This is a genomic window from Tabrizicola caldifontis, assembly GCF_004762095.1.
Lineage (GTDB): Bacteria > Pseudomonadota > Alphaproteobacteria > Rhodobacterales > Rhodobacteraceae > Tabrizicola > Tabrizicola caldifontis.
The window spans coordinates 1-13,737 of record NZ_SIJH01000007.1; the positions used below are offsets into that span (position 1 = coordinate 1).

A 13,737-nucleotide genomic window follows, 5' to 3' on the forward strand; every position below is an offset into this window, starting at 1 on the left:
TCAAAAGTCCCATGTGGATCACTCCGTTGCCCCCGCCGCTCACCGCTCTGGGGGAAGGTTCACATGGCTCAATTCTCAGTGGAAATTATACGCCTACCCGGCTCAGTTCTGGGTGGAAATCAACACCGGCTGGCCAGCCCCACCACCCGGCTATCCGTCTCTGGGTCATCGGCCCTCAGGTGCTCCTTCACATACAGCTTGCGGGCATCCCCGAGGGTAGGCTCTGGGGGCGAGTAGCGGTCAGGACCAAGGCGCATGAGGTTGATGGTGTAGCGGTCCACTGAGGGGACCCCTAGAGGCCCATCTTCATCTTGGTGGTATTGGTCGGACAGATGCTCCGCTGCCGTCTCCAAATCTTCCTCAGAGGCCCCAGCGGCCACCAGATCAGCCCGCCTCCTCAGCGCCTCCGCATAGGCTTCTCGACCGGAGAGAACGACACCACCGGGGACCGCCGCACGACCCTTTCCCCGCTTGGCCTCGGCAATCTCCCGCTCCACCTCGGCGTGATACCGGGGGTAGGCCGCTAAGGCTTCCCTTTCCGACTCGCCCAGCTTCCGCTTGAACTCCCGCTTGGTGATGACCTCGGAAATATCCTTGGGGACCCTTCGGCGATACTGCCAACTACCCGATTTGGTGCGTTCAACGTGCTTCAAGACCAGTCCCATGTGTGCCCCTTGTGTGCCTGAGTATGCACCGGAAGGAACGCAAGTATCAGAAGTTATTGAGAAATATGACCGCACATAGTGTGTGCTGGAGCGGGCGGCGGGAATCGAACCCGCGTCTCTAGCTTGGAAGGCTAGGGTCTTACCATTACACAACGCCCGCGCTGCACCCGCTAGGTATGCGGACTGATCTGCTTAGTCAAGGCGGCACACCTACTGACCGTACAAGTGCATGCGTTCAAGACACGCGCCCAGCCTGCGAAACAGGCAACCTGCGGCGATCCAGGCAAACCGGCACCCCGGGGGAAACACGGACCGGATGCGGCACAGCGATGCCGTGGCCTTCGGCTACGGACCCTGGACACGGAGGAAGCGTGCAATCCGGTCAGCAACGGCATCGTCACGGCCCAGCCAGATGTGTCCCCCGGTTGGAAAGACCTCCAGCTCGGAATGCGGAATGCGTTCCGCCAGAAGGCGCGCGGTGGCGGCAGTTCCGAACCGGTCATCCTCGCAGGACAGGATCAGAGTCGGTGCGACAATAGCCTCGTGCTCGGCAGTCGTCGGGGCACCGGCCCAGAAGGCATCGTTCTTCAATCCGGCAACCTTGCGGCTTACAGGAAAGATCTGGTCGAGGATCGCCTGCGCCCGCTGCCGCTCTGCGTCAGACACCTGATCCAGCAGCGCCGGGTCGGTGGCCAGCAGGGTGGCCATCATCTGCCCCGGCGCCAGCCGCGAAACCGCCCAGAAGCGGAAGTCCGACCCCAGAACAAGATCCACTGCCACCTGTTGCAGCGCGCTGAACTCCACGGGATCGCGGTTGGTCAAGTTCGCCGCCGGCACCAACAGCCCCAGATGCGAGCAGCGCTGGGGGTGACGCAGGGCGAATTCCGCCGCCGTCAAAGCCCCGGCCGACCCACCCAGGATCGGAAGGCGGTCGATGCCCAGATGGTCAAGCAGCCCGGCCAGCACATCTGCCTGGCTGGCGGGCGAGGCGTCCTCGGGAAAGGCACTTCCCAGATAGCCGAAGCGTGACGGCGCGACGATGCGAAAGCCGCGGCGCCGCAGGCCTGCCGCGAACAGAAGCCCCTGATCGAAGCCGCCACCGGTACCGTGAATCATCAGAACCGGCTGGCCATCGCCTGCCACTGCGAACTCCAGCGGCCCTGCCGGGCTGTCGATCACCTGCCCCTGCGCAAAGAGCCGGTTTCCTGCCTGTGCCCTGGCCTCGCGGAAGGCCCCTGCCGCAAACGCCACGCCTGCCAGCGCCCCGCCGGCCAACCCCAGAAGCACTGTGCGTCGGACCGCCATCCCCTAGGCCAGCACCGCGCTGACCGGGCGGCGCAGCGACATCGGCAGCGCAGGCGCGCGGCCGAACCGGACCACCAGATCGGGCCGGACCTCCGGATTGCCCAGCCAGCGCGCGAACTCTGCCCGGACCTGGGACACCTCCACCGGCTGGTTGACGTGCGCCGTGCGGATGCCCAAGGCGGTCGCTTCCAGGGCAAAGCGCTGAAAGCTGCGCCCGACCCTGATCCAGTGCTGCGGGTCGGCCGCTGCGCCGATGAAGACCGCCACCCCGGCCGAGGACCGGATCTGCGCCCGATACTTGTCGTTTTCGCTGTCCTTCCTGAAGACAAGGGGAAACATGCGCCTGCCGATCCACTCTGGCATGACCGGGTTGCCGGAACAGGCGGCGAAAAGCCCGTCGCCGGTCTCGACCGCACGCGCAGAGCTGAATCGGATCCAGTCCGCCAGTTCCTGCACGAAGGCCGGGTCATCCATCTGCGCGCTGTTGCCGGCAACCACGAAATCCAGAATCGCGTCGCGGTCGGCAGCATCGGTGAAGATCAGAACCGTCACGCCCTCTTCCCGCGCCGCCGCTTCAAGACGTGCAAGATCCGCGGCCGAGACCGGCTGCCCGTCATAGATCGATCGCGTGGACTGGCGCAGCGGGATCGCCTGGAAAAGATCCTGCCGCCCCGGCTGCGCCGATGACAGCGCAATGTCGATCTTCGGATCGGCCCCGGGTCCGATGACAACTTCACCGTGCCGGCCCAGTGCCGCCGCCGCGATGACCAGATTTTCAGTCGCACAGCCCAGACTTGCGAACAGGTGGTGGTCGTCCGGATCCACCACCGCCGTCCGCCGCGACGGATCGGGCAGGATGCTGACGTTCTGGCCGTCAAGCCGGAACCGCCACGGCTGCGTGTTGTGACCATTGGCAGCCAGCGTGGCCATGCGGACCAGTTCTTGCACCGTCGCATCGCCGGCCGGAAGCCGCCGCTGCTGCTCGACCGTAGCCTGATAATCGCCCATGCGCGGCCAAAGACTGTAGCCGGCAGCGCCCGCTGCGGCGAGGACAAGTCCACTTCCCACCACGGTTCTGCGCGACAGCATGGTCATCACCTTGTCCTTCCGCTTGTCAGGCGGAAAGTCTCGGCCGCGTCACGGCCGAACGCCATGACATGGGTCAAGCGACCCGAAATCGCGCAAGTCGCCGGGACCTATCCCGTTCCGCCAGCATCGCCGGGGCAGACGACAGGCTCCCGCCTGCCTCAGGCCGCGATCGGCTCGATCAGGCCGGGACCCGAGGCCCGGTTCGAGTTTACCGCCGTCCCCACCCGGTAGGGGCGGGTCAACACCCCTTGGGCCGAGGCGCGCATCAGCACCGCCGCCCCGTGGCCGGCCTCGCCAAGCCAGAGGGGCCAGTCTTCCCGTTCCAGCACCACGGGCTCGCGGTGGTGGATTTCGGCCATCCCAGGACCGGCCTCGGTCGAGATGATGGCAACCGTATCCATGTCCCCCCAACGCTGCCAGACCCCGGCCAGCGCCATCGGCAGGCCATCTGCGCGGGTGAAATACCAGGGCAGCCGCACGCCGCCCTCGCCCTCGCTCCATTCGTAGAAGCCGCTCGCGGGCACGATGCAACGCCTCTTGCGGATCGCCTCGCGGAAGGCCGGCTTCGTCGCCACCGTATCCGACCTTGCGTTGATGATCAGCGGCCCGTCGTTCGGCGCCTTGTACCACTTGGGTATGAACCCCCAGCGCATCGCCCGAAGCCGCCTTCTGCCGCCTTCGGAGGTGACCACCGCCACCGCATTCGTCGGGCAGACGTTGTAGTTCGGCACAGGCGGCAGGTCATTGCCGGGCACGGCATCGAACAGCGCGGCCAGCGCCTCGGTGGGATGGGTGATGGTGAACCGGCCACACATGTGCCCGAGGCTAGCGCGGTCCGGGCCATCGCGAAACCCCTGCCACGGGAAGGCGCTTCCCTGCCCGCGGTTTTGGGAAAGGCGGGATTGCCAGGCGTTCGAATTCCGCCAGCTGCGCATGCAGGCAAAGGAAAGGCACGGGCCACCTTCGCCAGGAGCCCGGCCGTCACGTCTGCCATGTCCGGCCCGAAATCATGGGGATTGGCCGCGCCGATGAAGCTGCGGCGGTCGCGATGGCAGTGAAGGGCTCGATCCAGGCATGGTGAACGCGGATGCGGATGGCATGCAGTGTGCAACTGGCCCATGCCAGACGGACAGAAAGGCGCCAATGGCCCGAAACGAAAAAGCCTGTGGATCGTTGTTCGCCGTTCCTGTCGGCCGGATCATCGGAAGACGGTTGATACTGGTCGCTTTGCCCAACACGGCGCCATCTGCCCGGTGGGTTGACCCAATGGCCGCGACGGGGCAAAAGCGGCGCATGCTGATCCTGAAGATCTTCCGCCGCCCAGAATGGGACGCCTTCCGCGCCGCAGGCGAGACACGGGGGGCGCCGGTGGATCTGGCCGACGGCTACATCCATTTCTCAACCCCCTCACAGGTGGCCGAGACAGCGGCGAAATGGTTTGCGACCGAAAGCGATCTGGTGCTGGTGGCCTTTGACGCCGACCGCCTGGGTCCGGCCCTGAAATGGGAACCCTCGCGCGGTGGGCAGCTGTTCCCCCACCTCTACCGGCCGCTGCGGATCGAAGAGGTCGTCTGGGACAAGTCCCTTCCGCTTGGCGCGACAGGCCACATCTTCCCCGAGGGCCTGCTGTGAGCCTTCTGGAACGCGCGGGCCTTGCGCTGCTGCATCGGCTGGACCCCGAACGCGCCCACGCCCTGTCACTGGTGGCGCTGAAAGCCGGCCTTGTGCCGCTTCCCGGCCCGGTGACCACACCCCGGCTGGCCACGATGCTGGCCGGGCTGGAGCTTCCGAACCCCGTGGGGCTTGCCGCGGGTTATGACAAGAATGCCACCGCCATCCGCCCGCTTTCGCGTGCGGGGTTCGGCTTCATCGAGGTCGGCGCCGCCACCCCGCTGCCCCAGCCGGGCAACCCCAGGCCTCGCCTGTTCCGGCTGACCGAGGACCGGGCCGCGATCAACCGCTTCGGCTTCAACAACGATGGTGCCAAGGCGATCGCCCGGCGTCTTGCCGCGCGTGTGCGGACGCAGGTGCCGGTGGGGCTGAACCTCGGTGCGAACAAGACCAGCGACAACCGCGCCGCAGACTTCGCACGCGTGCTGGCCACGTGCGGCCCGCATGTCGATTTTGCAACCGTCAACGTCAGCTCTCCAAACACCGAGAAACTGCGCGACCTGCAAGGTTCCGCTGCCTTGGCGGCCCTCCTCGCGGGCGTAATGGAAGCCCGCGCCGACCTGCCCCGGCCTGTTCCGGTTTTCCTGAAGATCGCCCCCGACCTGACCCAGGACGAACTGGCCCAGCTTGCCGAGGTCGCCCTTGGCTCTGGCATTTCGGGCATCATCGCCACCAATACCACGCTGTCGCGCGAAGGTTTGAAATCTGCAAGCCGGGACCAGCAGGGAGGCCTGTCCGGGGCGCCGTTGTTCGAAAGGTCCACCAGGATTCTGGCGCAACTGTCCCGGCTGACCGAGGGGCGGTTGCCGCTGATCGGGGTCGGGGGAATTGCTTCGGCCCAGGACGCCTATGCCAAGATCCGCGCGGGCGCTTCCGCCGTGCAGCTTTATACGGCCATGGTTTACCAGGGCCTGTCGCTGGTGCCGCGCATCGTGCGCGGCCTCGACGCGCTGCTGGCCCGCGACGGCTTTGCCAGCGTTGCCGATGCGGTTGGCACCGGGCGCGACGAATGGATATAGTCCGGCGCCCCTTCGGCGGCAAAGGCTATTCGGCAGCGACAGCGGCGGGATCGGCAAGCGCCACAAGATCCAGCATGATCCGGTTCAGCTGGAAATCCTTGGGGGTATAGACCCGGGCAACACCCATGGCCTGCAATGCACGGGCGTCTTCGTCGGGGATGATGCCTCCGACCACAAGCGGTGTCCGCGACAAGCCAGCCTGGCGCAGCAGGTCCAGTGTCTCGCGGATCAGCGGCAGATGGCTGCCCGACAGGATCGACAGACCGATGACATCCGGCCGCTTGTCGGTGGCAGCGGCGACGATTTCGGCGGGTGTCAGACGGATGCCGTCGTAGGTGATCTCGAAACCGCAGTCGCGGGCGCGGGCGGCGATCTGCTCGGCGCCGTTGGAATGGCCATCCAAACCGGGCTTGCCCAGCAGCAACCGCAGCGGGCGCCCCAGTTTCGCTGAAACAGCGGCGACGGCCTCGCGCACCGGCTCCAGCCCCTCGGTGCGGTTCGAGGGGTGGGATGAGACGCCGGTGGGCGCCCGGTATTCACCGAAAAGCGCCCGCATCGCCCCGCCCCATTCACCTGTGGTCACACCCGCCTTCGCGCAGGCGATCGAAGCTGGCATGATGTTGTCGCCCGATTGCGCCGCCTGCCGCAGCGCGGCAAGGGCTTCGGCGACCTTGGCCGGGTCTCGGCTGGCACGCCATTCGGCCAGCCGGGCGCACTGGTCGGCTTCGGCCTGCGGGTCGGCCTGCATGATCGCGCCTTCCCCCGTGGCCAGTGGCGAAGGTTCGGTGGTGGTGAACCGGTTCACACCGACGACGGTCGTCTCGCCGGACTCGATCTTCGCCAGACGCTCGGCATTGGCCTCGACCAGGCGGGATTTCATGTAGCCAATGGCCGCGACCGCCCCGCCCATGGCGTCGATGTGAGCGAGTTCTTCCAGCGCGCCGGCCTTGAGTTCGTTGACCTTGCGCTCGATGGCAGGGTTGCCGTCGAAGAGGTCATCGAATTCCAGAAGATCAGTCTCGTAGGCCAGGATCTGCTGCATCCGCAGCGACCATTGCTGGTCGAAGGGACGCGGCAGGCCCAGCGCCTCGTTCCAGGCCGGAAGTTGCACGGCGCGGGCGCGGGCGTTCTTCGAGAGCGTCACGGCCAGCATCTCGATCAGGATGCGATAGACGTTGTTCTCTGGCTGCTGCTCGGTCAGGCCAAGCGAGTTGACCTGCACGCCATAGCGGAAGCGGCGGAAGCGGGCGTCGGTGATGCCGTAGCGGGACTCCAGGATCTCGTCCCACAGCGCCACGAAGGCGCGCATCTTGCACATCTCGGTAACGAAACGGATGCCGGCATTGACAAAAAACGACAGTCTGCCCGCCATTGCGGGGAAATCTTCGGCCGGGACTTTCACTTTCAGATCATCGAGCACCGCGCAGGCGGTGGCGAGCGCGAAGGCCAGCTCCTGTTCCGGCGTCGCCCCAGCCTCTTGCAGGTGGTAGGAACAGACGTTCATCGGGTTCCACTTCGGCAGGTGTTTCCCGGTGTAGGCCGCGACATCGGTGATCAGGCGCAGCGAGGGTTCGGGCGGCAGGATGTAGGTGCCGCGCGAGAGGTATTCCTTGATGATGTCGTTCTGGACCGTCCCTTGCAGTTTCGAGATGTCGGCGCCCTGTTCCTCGGCCACGGCGATGTAGAGCGCCAGCAGCCAGGGCGCGGTGGCGTTGATCGTCATCGAGGTGTTCATCTGTTCCAGCGGGATGTCCCGGAACAGGGTGCGCATGTCGCCGAGGTGCGCGATGGGCACGCCGACCTTGCCGACCTCGCCGCGCGAGCGTGGGTCGTCGCTGTCATATCCGGTCTGGGTGGGCAGGTCGAAGGCGACGGAAAGCCCGGTCTGCCCCTTGTCCAGGTTGGTGCGATACAGCGCATTCGAGGCTGCAGCCGTGGAATGGCCGGCATAGGTGCGGAACAGCCAAGGTTTCTCGGACATGGGGCCTCGCGAGTCGGTCGGGTAATTTTGTTGCGCTCATCACGGAATACGCGACAGATCATGCCAATGTCAATCGCTGCACTGCGGCGACACGTCCTTTGCCGTCCTGCCTTGCAGCCGCGGGGTATGCGCGCCCGGATGCGGAAGAAGCCATCGACGCGGTTTCCGGTTTCGGGCAGTGTGGGTGAATGTTCGGCACGGTCGCAGTTCCGGTCTGGCTGCTGATCCTGATCCTCGGTTTTGCGGTGATCAGCTTTGCCACGCATTTCCTGTTCCCCTCGGTCCGCTGGTTCTTCCGCCGCAGGGCAGAACGCGCACTGATGCAGCTGAACGCGCGGCTCGACCGCAAGATCGATCTGTTCAAGCTGGCGCGGCGCTCCCACATGGTGGCGCGGCTTGCCTATGACCGGCAGGTGGTCGAAGCGGCCATGGCCCATGCCGCGGCAACCGGTGCGCCTGGCGAGGTCGCCCTTGAGGAGGCACGGCGCTATGCGCGCGAGATCGTGCCCGCCTTTTCGGCGACGCTCTACTTCGGCTTTGCCACACGGGCTGCAAAATGGCTGAGCCGGTTGCTTTATCGTGTACGGGTCGGCAAGGTGGACGAGCGGCTGGGCCAGCTGGATCCGAAGGCGACGATCATCTTCGTGATGAACCACCGGTCGAACCTGGACTATGTGCTGGTCACCTGGCTGGTCGCGGAGCGTGCGGCGATTTCCTATGCTGTGGGAGAGTGGGCGCGTGTCTGGCCGCTTAGCGCGATGATCCGGGCGATGGGGGCCTATTTCATCCGGCGCGGCAGCCGCAATGCGCTCTACCGCAAGGTTCTGGCGCGCTATGTGCAGATGGCGACCGCCGAGGGCACGACGCAGGCTCTGTTCCCGGAAGGCGGGCTGAGCCTTGATGGCCGTGTCGGGCCGGCCAGACTGGGGCTGCTTCACTATATCGTCGAGGGTTTCGACCCGGCAGGACGTGACGTGGCCTTCGTGCCGGTAGGCCTTGCCTACGACCGGGTGCTGGAGGACCGTGTCCTGGTCGAGGCGGCCGCAGCCGGCGGAAGGCAGTTCCGAAACCGACCGCTCTGGGTGGCCTGGCATGCCGCCCGGTTCCTTTGGGCGCGGTTCAGGGGGCTGACACAGGGCTTTGGCACGGCGGCGGCCGGGTTCGGGGCGCCGGTCAGCCTGCGGGCCCATCTTGCCGAGGGCGGAACGGTCGAGACGCTGGGCGCGCGGCTGATGAGGGCGATCGCTGCGGTGGTGCCCGTGCTGCCGGTGCCGCTGGTGGCAAAGGCGATTGGCGATGGGGCGGCAAGCCGTGACGAGCTGCAGGATCGTGTCGCAACCCTGGTCGCGCGCTTGCAGGCGGCCGGGGCGGTCCTGAAGCTTCCGCCCCAGGGGCTGGCTGCCATCCTGAACGAGGGACTGACGCCGCTGATCCGCCGCGGGCTGGTGACCGAGGGCCTGCAGCCGGTGGCAACGGAACGTGCGCTTCTGGCATTCTATGCTGCTTCGGTACCGGAAGTTTAGGTCGCCGCAACGCGGCAGACATAAAATTACAAAATGTCTAATCAGACTATTGCAATATTGCGCGCAAGAATATTATCTGCCGCCATAGGCGCGGCGATTCTGCGGCGCGGCAACCATCTGGAGGCTGAGGTGGCTTTGGATACGCAAAATGCTCCGGTGATCTACGACGCGCCGAAGAAGGACCTTTACGAACTGGGCGAGATGCCGCCGCTCGGGCATGTACCGGCCAGGATGTATGCTTGGGCAATCCGCCGCGAACGGCACGGGGCGCCGGATCAGTCTTTCCAGGTCGAGGTTGTGGATACCTGGAAGATCGACAGCCACGAAGTCCTGGTCATGGTGATGGCGGCGGGCGTCAATTACAATGGCGTCTGGGCAGGACTGGGCCAGCCGATCAGCCCCTTCGACGGCCACAAGCACCCCTACCACATCGCCGGGTCGGACGCGGCTGGTATCGTCTGGGCGGTCGGCGACAAGGTCAAGCGCTGGAAGGTCGGCGACGAGGTGGTGATCCACTGCAACCAGGACGATGGCGACGACGAGGAATGCAACGGCGGCGACCCGATGTTCAGCCCCACCCAGCGCATCTGGGGCTATGAGACGCCGGACGGCAGCTTTGCCCAGTTCACACGGGTCCAGGCCCAGCAACTGATGCCACGTCCGAAACACCTGACCTGGGAGGAATCGGCCTGCTACACGCTGACGCTGGCCACTGCCTACCGGATGCTCTTCGGGCATGAACCCCACGACCTGAAGCCGGGCCAGAACGTGCTGGTCTGGGGGGCCTCGGGGGGCCTCGGGTCCTATGCGATCCAGCTGATCAACACGGCCGGGGCCAATGCGATCGGGGTCATCAGCGACGAATCCAAGCGCGATTTCGTTCTGGGCCTGGGCGCCAAGGGCGTCATCAACCGCAACGAATTCAAATGCTGGGGGCAACTGCCCAAGGTGAACTCGCCCGAATACAACGAATGGCTGAAGGAGGCGCGACGCTTCGGCAAGGCGATCTGGGACATCACCGGCAAGGGCGTGAACGTGGACATCGTCTTCGAACATCCGGGCGAGGCGACCTTCCCGGTGTCATCCCTGGTCTGCAAGAAGGGCGGCATGGTGGTGATCTGCGCCGGAACCACCGGGTTCAACTGCACCTTCGATGTGCGCTACATGTGGATGCACCAGAAACGCCTGCAGGGTAGCCATTTCGCACATCTGAAGCAGGCCAGCGCCGCCAACAAGCTGATGATCGAACGCCGGCTCGACCCGTGCATGTCCGAAGTCTTCCCATGGGCCGAAATCCCGAAGGCGCACACACTTATGTGGAAGAACCAGCACAAGCCCGGAAACATGGCCGTGCTGGTGCAGGCGCCGCGCACGGGGCTGCGCACCTTCGAGGACACGCTCGAAGCCAGCCTCGGCCGATAAGGCGCGCCCATTAATCTGCGGTTTACCGCCGCGGGACTATCTGTGTTCGGGTGGGCCAGCAGCCGCCGGCCCATCCCGCATCGAACCTTCGACGGGGTGGGCCCTGCGGCGGCCCGCAAATCCAAGCGTCCCGAGGGGGTCATGCGCCACGACTGGATCTTCGACGTGCTCTCGGACCTGCAGGACTATGCCTGGCAAAACGATCTGCCGGATCTGGCGCTGAAGGTTGAAGAGGCGCTGGCAGTCGCCCTGCGCGAGGTCGATGTTGCGCCCGAACCGCCCGCCCTGACACTTTCCCTGCCCCGCCGCGCGCATTAGGCCCGGCGGGCCTACCGCTTGACGCATCCCGCGGCTATGGTGGCGCGATGCATCCCCCGGCGCTTCAGTTTTCCGACGATCAGGCCGAAGCCTACGATTGCCTTGCCACCGCCTTCCGCGGGGCAGGCATCGATCTGGTCGAGGGCGAACTGTCCCCGATCAGCGAGGGTCGGGCCACCGTCATGGCGGTGATCGGCAAGGCGGGCTCTGGCAAGACCATGCTTCTGGCCGAACTTTACAGGGGGCTGCGGTCGGCCGGGGTCGAGGTAATCTCGGGCGACTACGAAGGGCGCAAGCGCAAGGACCGCCGGACCCTGGCGATCCTTGCCCCCACCAACAAGGCCGCCAGCGTCCTGCGGCTGCGCGGGGTGCCGGCGACCACGATACACCGCATCCTCTACACCCCGGTCTACGACCCGGAATACGAGAAGATCGCCGAATGGCTGGCCGGAACGGGCACGCGGCCGGTGATCGACAGCCTTGCCATTGCGGGGCTGACGGATCTGGCGCTTGACCGGGCACAGGCCTTCTACCAGCAGGTGGCCAGCATCCCCGGCGCGCTGGCGGCGGCGGGGCTCAAGGGGTCGGACTTCATCAAGGGCTGGAAGCGACGCGAGGAACCCCTGGACGTGGGCTTCGTCGATGAAAGCAGCATGCTGGACGAACGCCAGTTCGACGACCTGCGCGAGATCTTTCCGACGCTGGTCCTGTTCGGTGACCCGGCGCAGCTGGCCCCGGTAGGGCAGTCAGGGCAGATGGTGTTCGACCGCCTGTCCGAAGGACAAAAGCTGATCCTGCATCGCATCCACCGCCAGACGCTGGACAACCCGATCCTCGACCTGGCCCATGCGCTGGGCGATGAACGGCTGGATTTCGAGGATTTCGAGGCCCTCGTGCAGGAAACGGCGCGTCGGGATGGCCGGGTGGTCTGGGCAGAACGTGTCGAGGCGCAGCTGATGGCACGTTCGCCGGTTCTCGTCTGGCGGAACGCGACCCGCGTGCGACTGATCCAGGCCTTCCGCAATGCCTACGGCGCGCCTGAGGACCGGCTTCTTCCGGGCGAGCCACTGATCTGCGACGGGATCGAACTGCCGCTCAAGCACCGCAAGAAGCGCATCGACCTTGAAGCGCGCGGCCTGATCAAGGGCGCGCAGGTGATCTATCTGGGCGAGGGTAACCGCGAGGGTTTTGCCCGCCTGCATGTGGTGGGGGCAGAAGAGCCGCAGGTTTCGGCGGCCTCGATCATCAAGATCGAGAAACCGGATGAGGAGGAACCCTTCATCCCCCATGCGGCGCGGATGGGCGCTGCGTTTCTGCACGGTGCGGCGGTGACGATCCACAAGGCGCAGGGCAGCCAGTGGGACGAGGTGCAGGTCTTTGCCCCCGACCTTTACGCCGCCGCCCAGTCAGGCCGCAGCGAGGCGGGGGTGCCCTTGTGGAAACGGCTGGCCTATGTCGCGATCACCAGGGCGCAGACCCGGCTGTTCTGGGTCGTGCGCAACCGGCTGGCTCGGCCCACCGCGCCCCTGACCGTGGATGATCTCAGGCGCGAACCAGCCCCTCTGAGCCTGACCGAGGCTTCCCCTTCCGGTGCAGGGGCCTTAGGATGACCATGCAAGAAGGAGGGTCCGATGGCCTTGGTATTCGTCCAGTTCCGCTGCACTCCGGGCATGACCTATCAGGTCGCCGATGCGATCTGGGATCGTGAGGTGGTCAGCGAACTGTATTCCACCAGCGGCGACTACGACCTGATCGCCAAGGTCTACATCCCCGACGATCAGGACGTCGGCCATTATCTGTCGTCGCGGCTTTTCGACATTCCCGGCATCCAGCGCACGCTGACCACGATGACCTTCAAGGCATTCTGACCCCCAGTTCGACCCGAGGGCCCGCCATGCATCGCCTGCTTGCAGTGTTTCTTGCCGCCAGTCCCGCCCTTGCCCAGGATCCGTCCTGGCCGGCCGAGTTCAACAGGGTAGTCAGCGAATCCGCCGGTTTCTGCGAAGGTGAATTCAGCCTTGCCGAAGGCACGGTGACCCGGATCGATCTGAGCGGCGACGGGATGCCGGACTGGCTGCTTGATACGGCGGGCTTCACCTGTTCGACCACGCCCTCGCTTTACTGCGGAATCCTGGGGTGCACCGTCTATACCGAGATCGATGGCGCGATCGGCATGCTGACCCTGAAATCGTGGGAGGTGGTTACAGAACAGGGCGAAACCTTCCTGACTGCGCCGGACCAGCAGGGCCAGCCCATCCGCTACCGCTGGACAGGGACCGACTGGGAACAGCCGGACTGATCCTGTCTGCTTGACCCACATCAATCCGGCCAGGCCCCGACCCTGCTAGGACGCCTGCGTCATCTGCAGCAGGGCCACGCCAATGTTCGACCGCATCCGCTCTCTCCTCCACCGGCTGCATCAGGTCAGCGAGGCCGAGGCCCTGACCGATCGTGACCTTGAGGATCTGGGCATGACCCGCGCTCAGGTTCTGGACTTTCTGCGCATGCCGCAGGACATCACCGAACGCGTCACCGCCATGGGCGCAATCTTCGGCGTGCCCGAGACCGAACTTAAACGCAACCATGCCCAATGGGTTGAACTGCTGACAGTCTGCGGCCACTGCGCGGAACGGGGCGCCTGCGGTCGGGTGCTCGACATGGGCGACATGGCAGACCCCGCGGCCATCGACTTCTGCAGCAATCGCGCGTCCTTCCTTGCTCTTGCGCCGCACGGCGCCTGACAG

General features: G+C 65.6%; 14 protein-coding genes and 1 tRNA gene. 9 read left to right on the forward strand and 6 right to left on the reverse strand.

Annotated features, from left to right (window positions below; all coding sequences use genetic code 11):
* Window positions 1–119: 119 nt before the first annotated feature.
* From EYB42_RS06990 to EYB42_RS07010, 5 genes are all read right to left on the reverse strand, one after another.
* On the reverse strand, window positions 120–665 hold the full coding sequence (locus EYB42_RS06990; protein WP_135449159.1) for a DUF6538 domain-containing protein: 546 nt from the start codon (window positions 663–665) through the stop codon (window positions 120–122).
* Between the two features lie 86 nt (window positions 666–751).
* Window positions 752–825: transfer RNA gene (locus EYB42_RS06995), tRNA-Gly, on the reverse strand.
* 185 nt (window positions 826–1,010) lie between these two features.
* The gene (locus tag EYB42_RS07000; protein ID WP_135449160.1) at window positions 1,011–1,970 is read right to left on the reverse strand and encodes an alpha/beta fold hydrolase; all 960 of its coding nucleotides are present in this window, start codon (window positions 1,968–1,970) and stop codon (window positions 1,011–1,013) included.
* 3 nt (window positions 1,971–1,973) lie between these two features.
* Window positions 1,974–3,065, reverse strand: a complete 1,092-nt coding sequence (locus EYB42_RS07005) for an Acg family FMN-binding oxidoreductase (RefSeq protein ID WP_135449161.1) — start codon at window positions 3,063–3,065, stop codon at window positions 1,974–1,976.
* 152 nt (window positions 3,066–3,217) lie between these two features.
* Window positions 3,218–3,874, reverse strand: coding sequence for an SOS response-associated peptidase (locus EYB42_RS07010; protein ID WP_135449162.1), 657 nt, complete (start codon window positions 3,872–3,874; stop codon window positions 3,218–3,220).
* A gap of 478 nt (window positions 3,875–4,352) precedes the next feature.
* Here EYB42_RS07010 and EYB42_RS07015 point away from each other — a divergent pair, with 478 nt between their 5' ends.
* Window positions 4,353–4,691, forward strand: coding sequence for a DUF952 domain-containing protein (locus EYB42_RS07015; RefSeq protein WP_135449163.1), 339 nt, complete (start codon window positions 4,353–4,355; stop codon window positions 4,689–4,691).
* Complete coding sequence (locus tag EYB42_RS07020; RefSeq protein ID WP_135449164.1) at window positions 4,688–5,749, forward strand: quinone-dependent dihydroorotate dehydrogenase; 1,062 nt, start codon at window positions 4,688–4,690, stop codon at window positions 5,747–5,749. Before EYB42_RS07015 ends, EYB42_RS07020 begins: the two co-directional genes overlap by 4 nt.
* A 25-nt stretch (window positions 5,750–5,774) precedes the next feature.
* Here the strand turns inward: EYB42_RS07020 and EYB42_RS07025 are convergent, their stop codons facing one another.
* Window positions 5,775–7,730 (reverse strand): methylmalonyl-CoA mutase family protein, encoded by a 1,956-nt coding sequence (locus tag EYB42_RS07025; RefSeq protein ID WP_135449165.1) that lies wholly within the window; start codon window positions 7,728–7,730, stop codon window positions 5,775–5,777.
* A gap of 188 nt (window positions 7,731–7,918) precedes the next feature.
* On the opposite strand from EYB42_RS07025, the gene EYB42_RS07030 reads away from it, so the two are divergent.
* The 7 genes from EYB42_RS07030 to EYB42_RS07055 all read left to right on the forward strand — a co-directional run bounded on the left by EYB42_RS07030 (window position 7,919) and on the right by EYB42_RS07055 (window position 13,734).
* Window positions 7,919–9,253: a 1-acyl-sn-glycerol-3-phosphate acyltransferase gene (locus tag EYB42_RS07030; RefSeq protein ID WP_135449166.1), complete on the forward strand. Its 1,335-nt coding sequence runs from the start codon at window positions 7,919–7,921 to the stop codon at window positions 9,251–9,253.
* A gap of 129 nt (window positions 9,254–9,382) precedes the next feature.
* A complete protein-coding gene (ccrA, locus tag EYB42_RS07035) occupies window positions 9,383–10,675 on the forward strand; it encodes a crotonyl-CoA carboxylase/reductase (protein WP_135449167.1) in 1,293 nt (430 codons plus the stop codon).
* 141 nt (window positions 10,676–10,816) lie between these two features.
* Window positions 10,817–10,993, forward strand: a complete 177-nt coding sequence (locus tag EYB42_RS17315; RefSeq protein WP_167850951.1) for a hypothetical protein — start codon at window positions 10,817–10,819, stop codon at window positions 10,991–10,993.
* 47 nt (window positions 10,994–11,040) lie between these two features.
* Window positions 11,041–12,603: an ATP-dependent DNA helicase gene (locus EYB42_RS07040; RefSeq protein ID WP_135449168.1), complete on the forward strand. Its 1,563-nt coding sequence runs from the start codon at window positions 11,041–11,043 to the stop codon at window positions 12,601–12,603.
* A gap of 21 nt (window positions 12,604–12,624) precedes the next feature.
* Window positions 12,625–12,861 carry an Lrp/AsnC ligand binding domain-containing protein gene (locus EYB42_RS07045; RefSeq protein WP_135449169.1) on the forward strand — a complete coding sequence of 79 codons (237 nt, stop codon included), beginning with the start codon at window positions 12,625–12,627 and terminating at the stop codon, window positions 12,859–12,861.
* Window positions 12,862–12,887: 26 nt separating this feature from the next.
* The gene (locus EYB42_RS07050) at window positions 12,888–13,292 is read left to right on the forward strand and encodes a hypothetical protein (RefSeq protein WP_135449170.1); all 405 of its coding nucleotides are present in this window, start codon (window positions 12,888–12,890) and stop codon (window positions 13,290–13,292) included.
* A gap of 82 nt (window positions 13,293–13,374) precedes the next feature.
* Window positions 13,375–13,734, forward strand: a complete 360-nt coding sequence (locus tag EYB42_RS07055; protein ID WP_135449171.1) for a DUF6455 family protein — start codon at window positions 13,375–13,377, stop codon at window positions 13,732–13,734.
* Window positions 13,735–13,737 lie beyond the last annotated feature (3 nt).

Coding starts and splice junctions, on each gene's coding strand:
- EYB42_RS06990 (WP_135449159.1), bottom strand. CDS start 665: ATGGGACTGGTCTTGAAGCACGTTGAACGCACCAAATCGGGTAGTTGG.
- EYB42_RS07000 (WP_135449160.1), bottom strand. CDS start 1,970: ATGGCGGTCCGACGCACAGTGCTTCTGGGGTTGGCCGGCGGGGCGCTG.
- EYB42_RS07005 (WP_135449161.1), bottom strand. CDS start 3,065: ATGACCATGCTGTCGCGCAGAACCGTGGTGGGAAGTGGACTTGTCCTC.
- EYB42_RS07010 (WP_135449162.1), bottom strand. CDS start 3,874: ATGTGTGGCCGGTTCACCATCACCCATCCCACCGAGGCGCTGGCCGCG.
- EYB42_RS07015 (WP_135449163.1), top strand. CDS start 4,353: ATGCTGATCCTGAAGATCTTCCGCCGCCCAGAATGGGACGCCTTCCGC.
- EYB42_RS07025 (WP_135449165.1), bottom strand. CDS start 7,730: ATGTCCGAGAAACCTTGGCTGTTCCGCACCTATGCCGGCCATTCCACG.
- EYB42_RS07030 (WP_135449166.1), top strand. CDS start 7,919: ATGTTCGGCACGGTCGCAGTTCCGGTCTGGCTGCTGATCCTGATCCTC.
- EYB42_RS17315 (WP_167850951.1), top strand. CDS start 10,817: ATGCGCCACGACTGGATCTTCGACGTGCTCTCGGACCTGCAGGACTAT.
- EYB42_RS07040 (WP_135449168.1), top strand. CDS start 11,041: ATGCATCCCCCGGCGCTTCAGTTTTCCGACGATCAGGCCGAAGCCTAC.
- EYB42_RS07045 (WP_135449169.1), top strand. CDS start 12,625: ATGGCCTTGGTATTCGTCCAGTTCCGCTGCACTCCGGGCATGACCTAT.
- EYB42_RS07050 (WP_135449170.1), top strand. CDS start 12,888: ATGCATCGCCTGCTTGCAGTGTTTCTTGCCGCCAGTCCCGCCCTTGCC.
- EYB42_RS07055 (WP_135449171.1), top strand. CDS start 13,375: ATGTTCGACCGCATCCGCTCTCTCCTCCACCGGCTGCATCAGGTCAGC.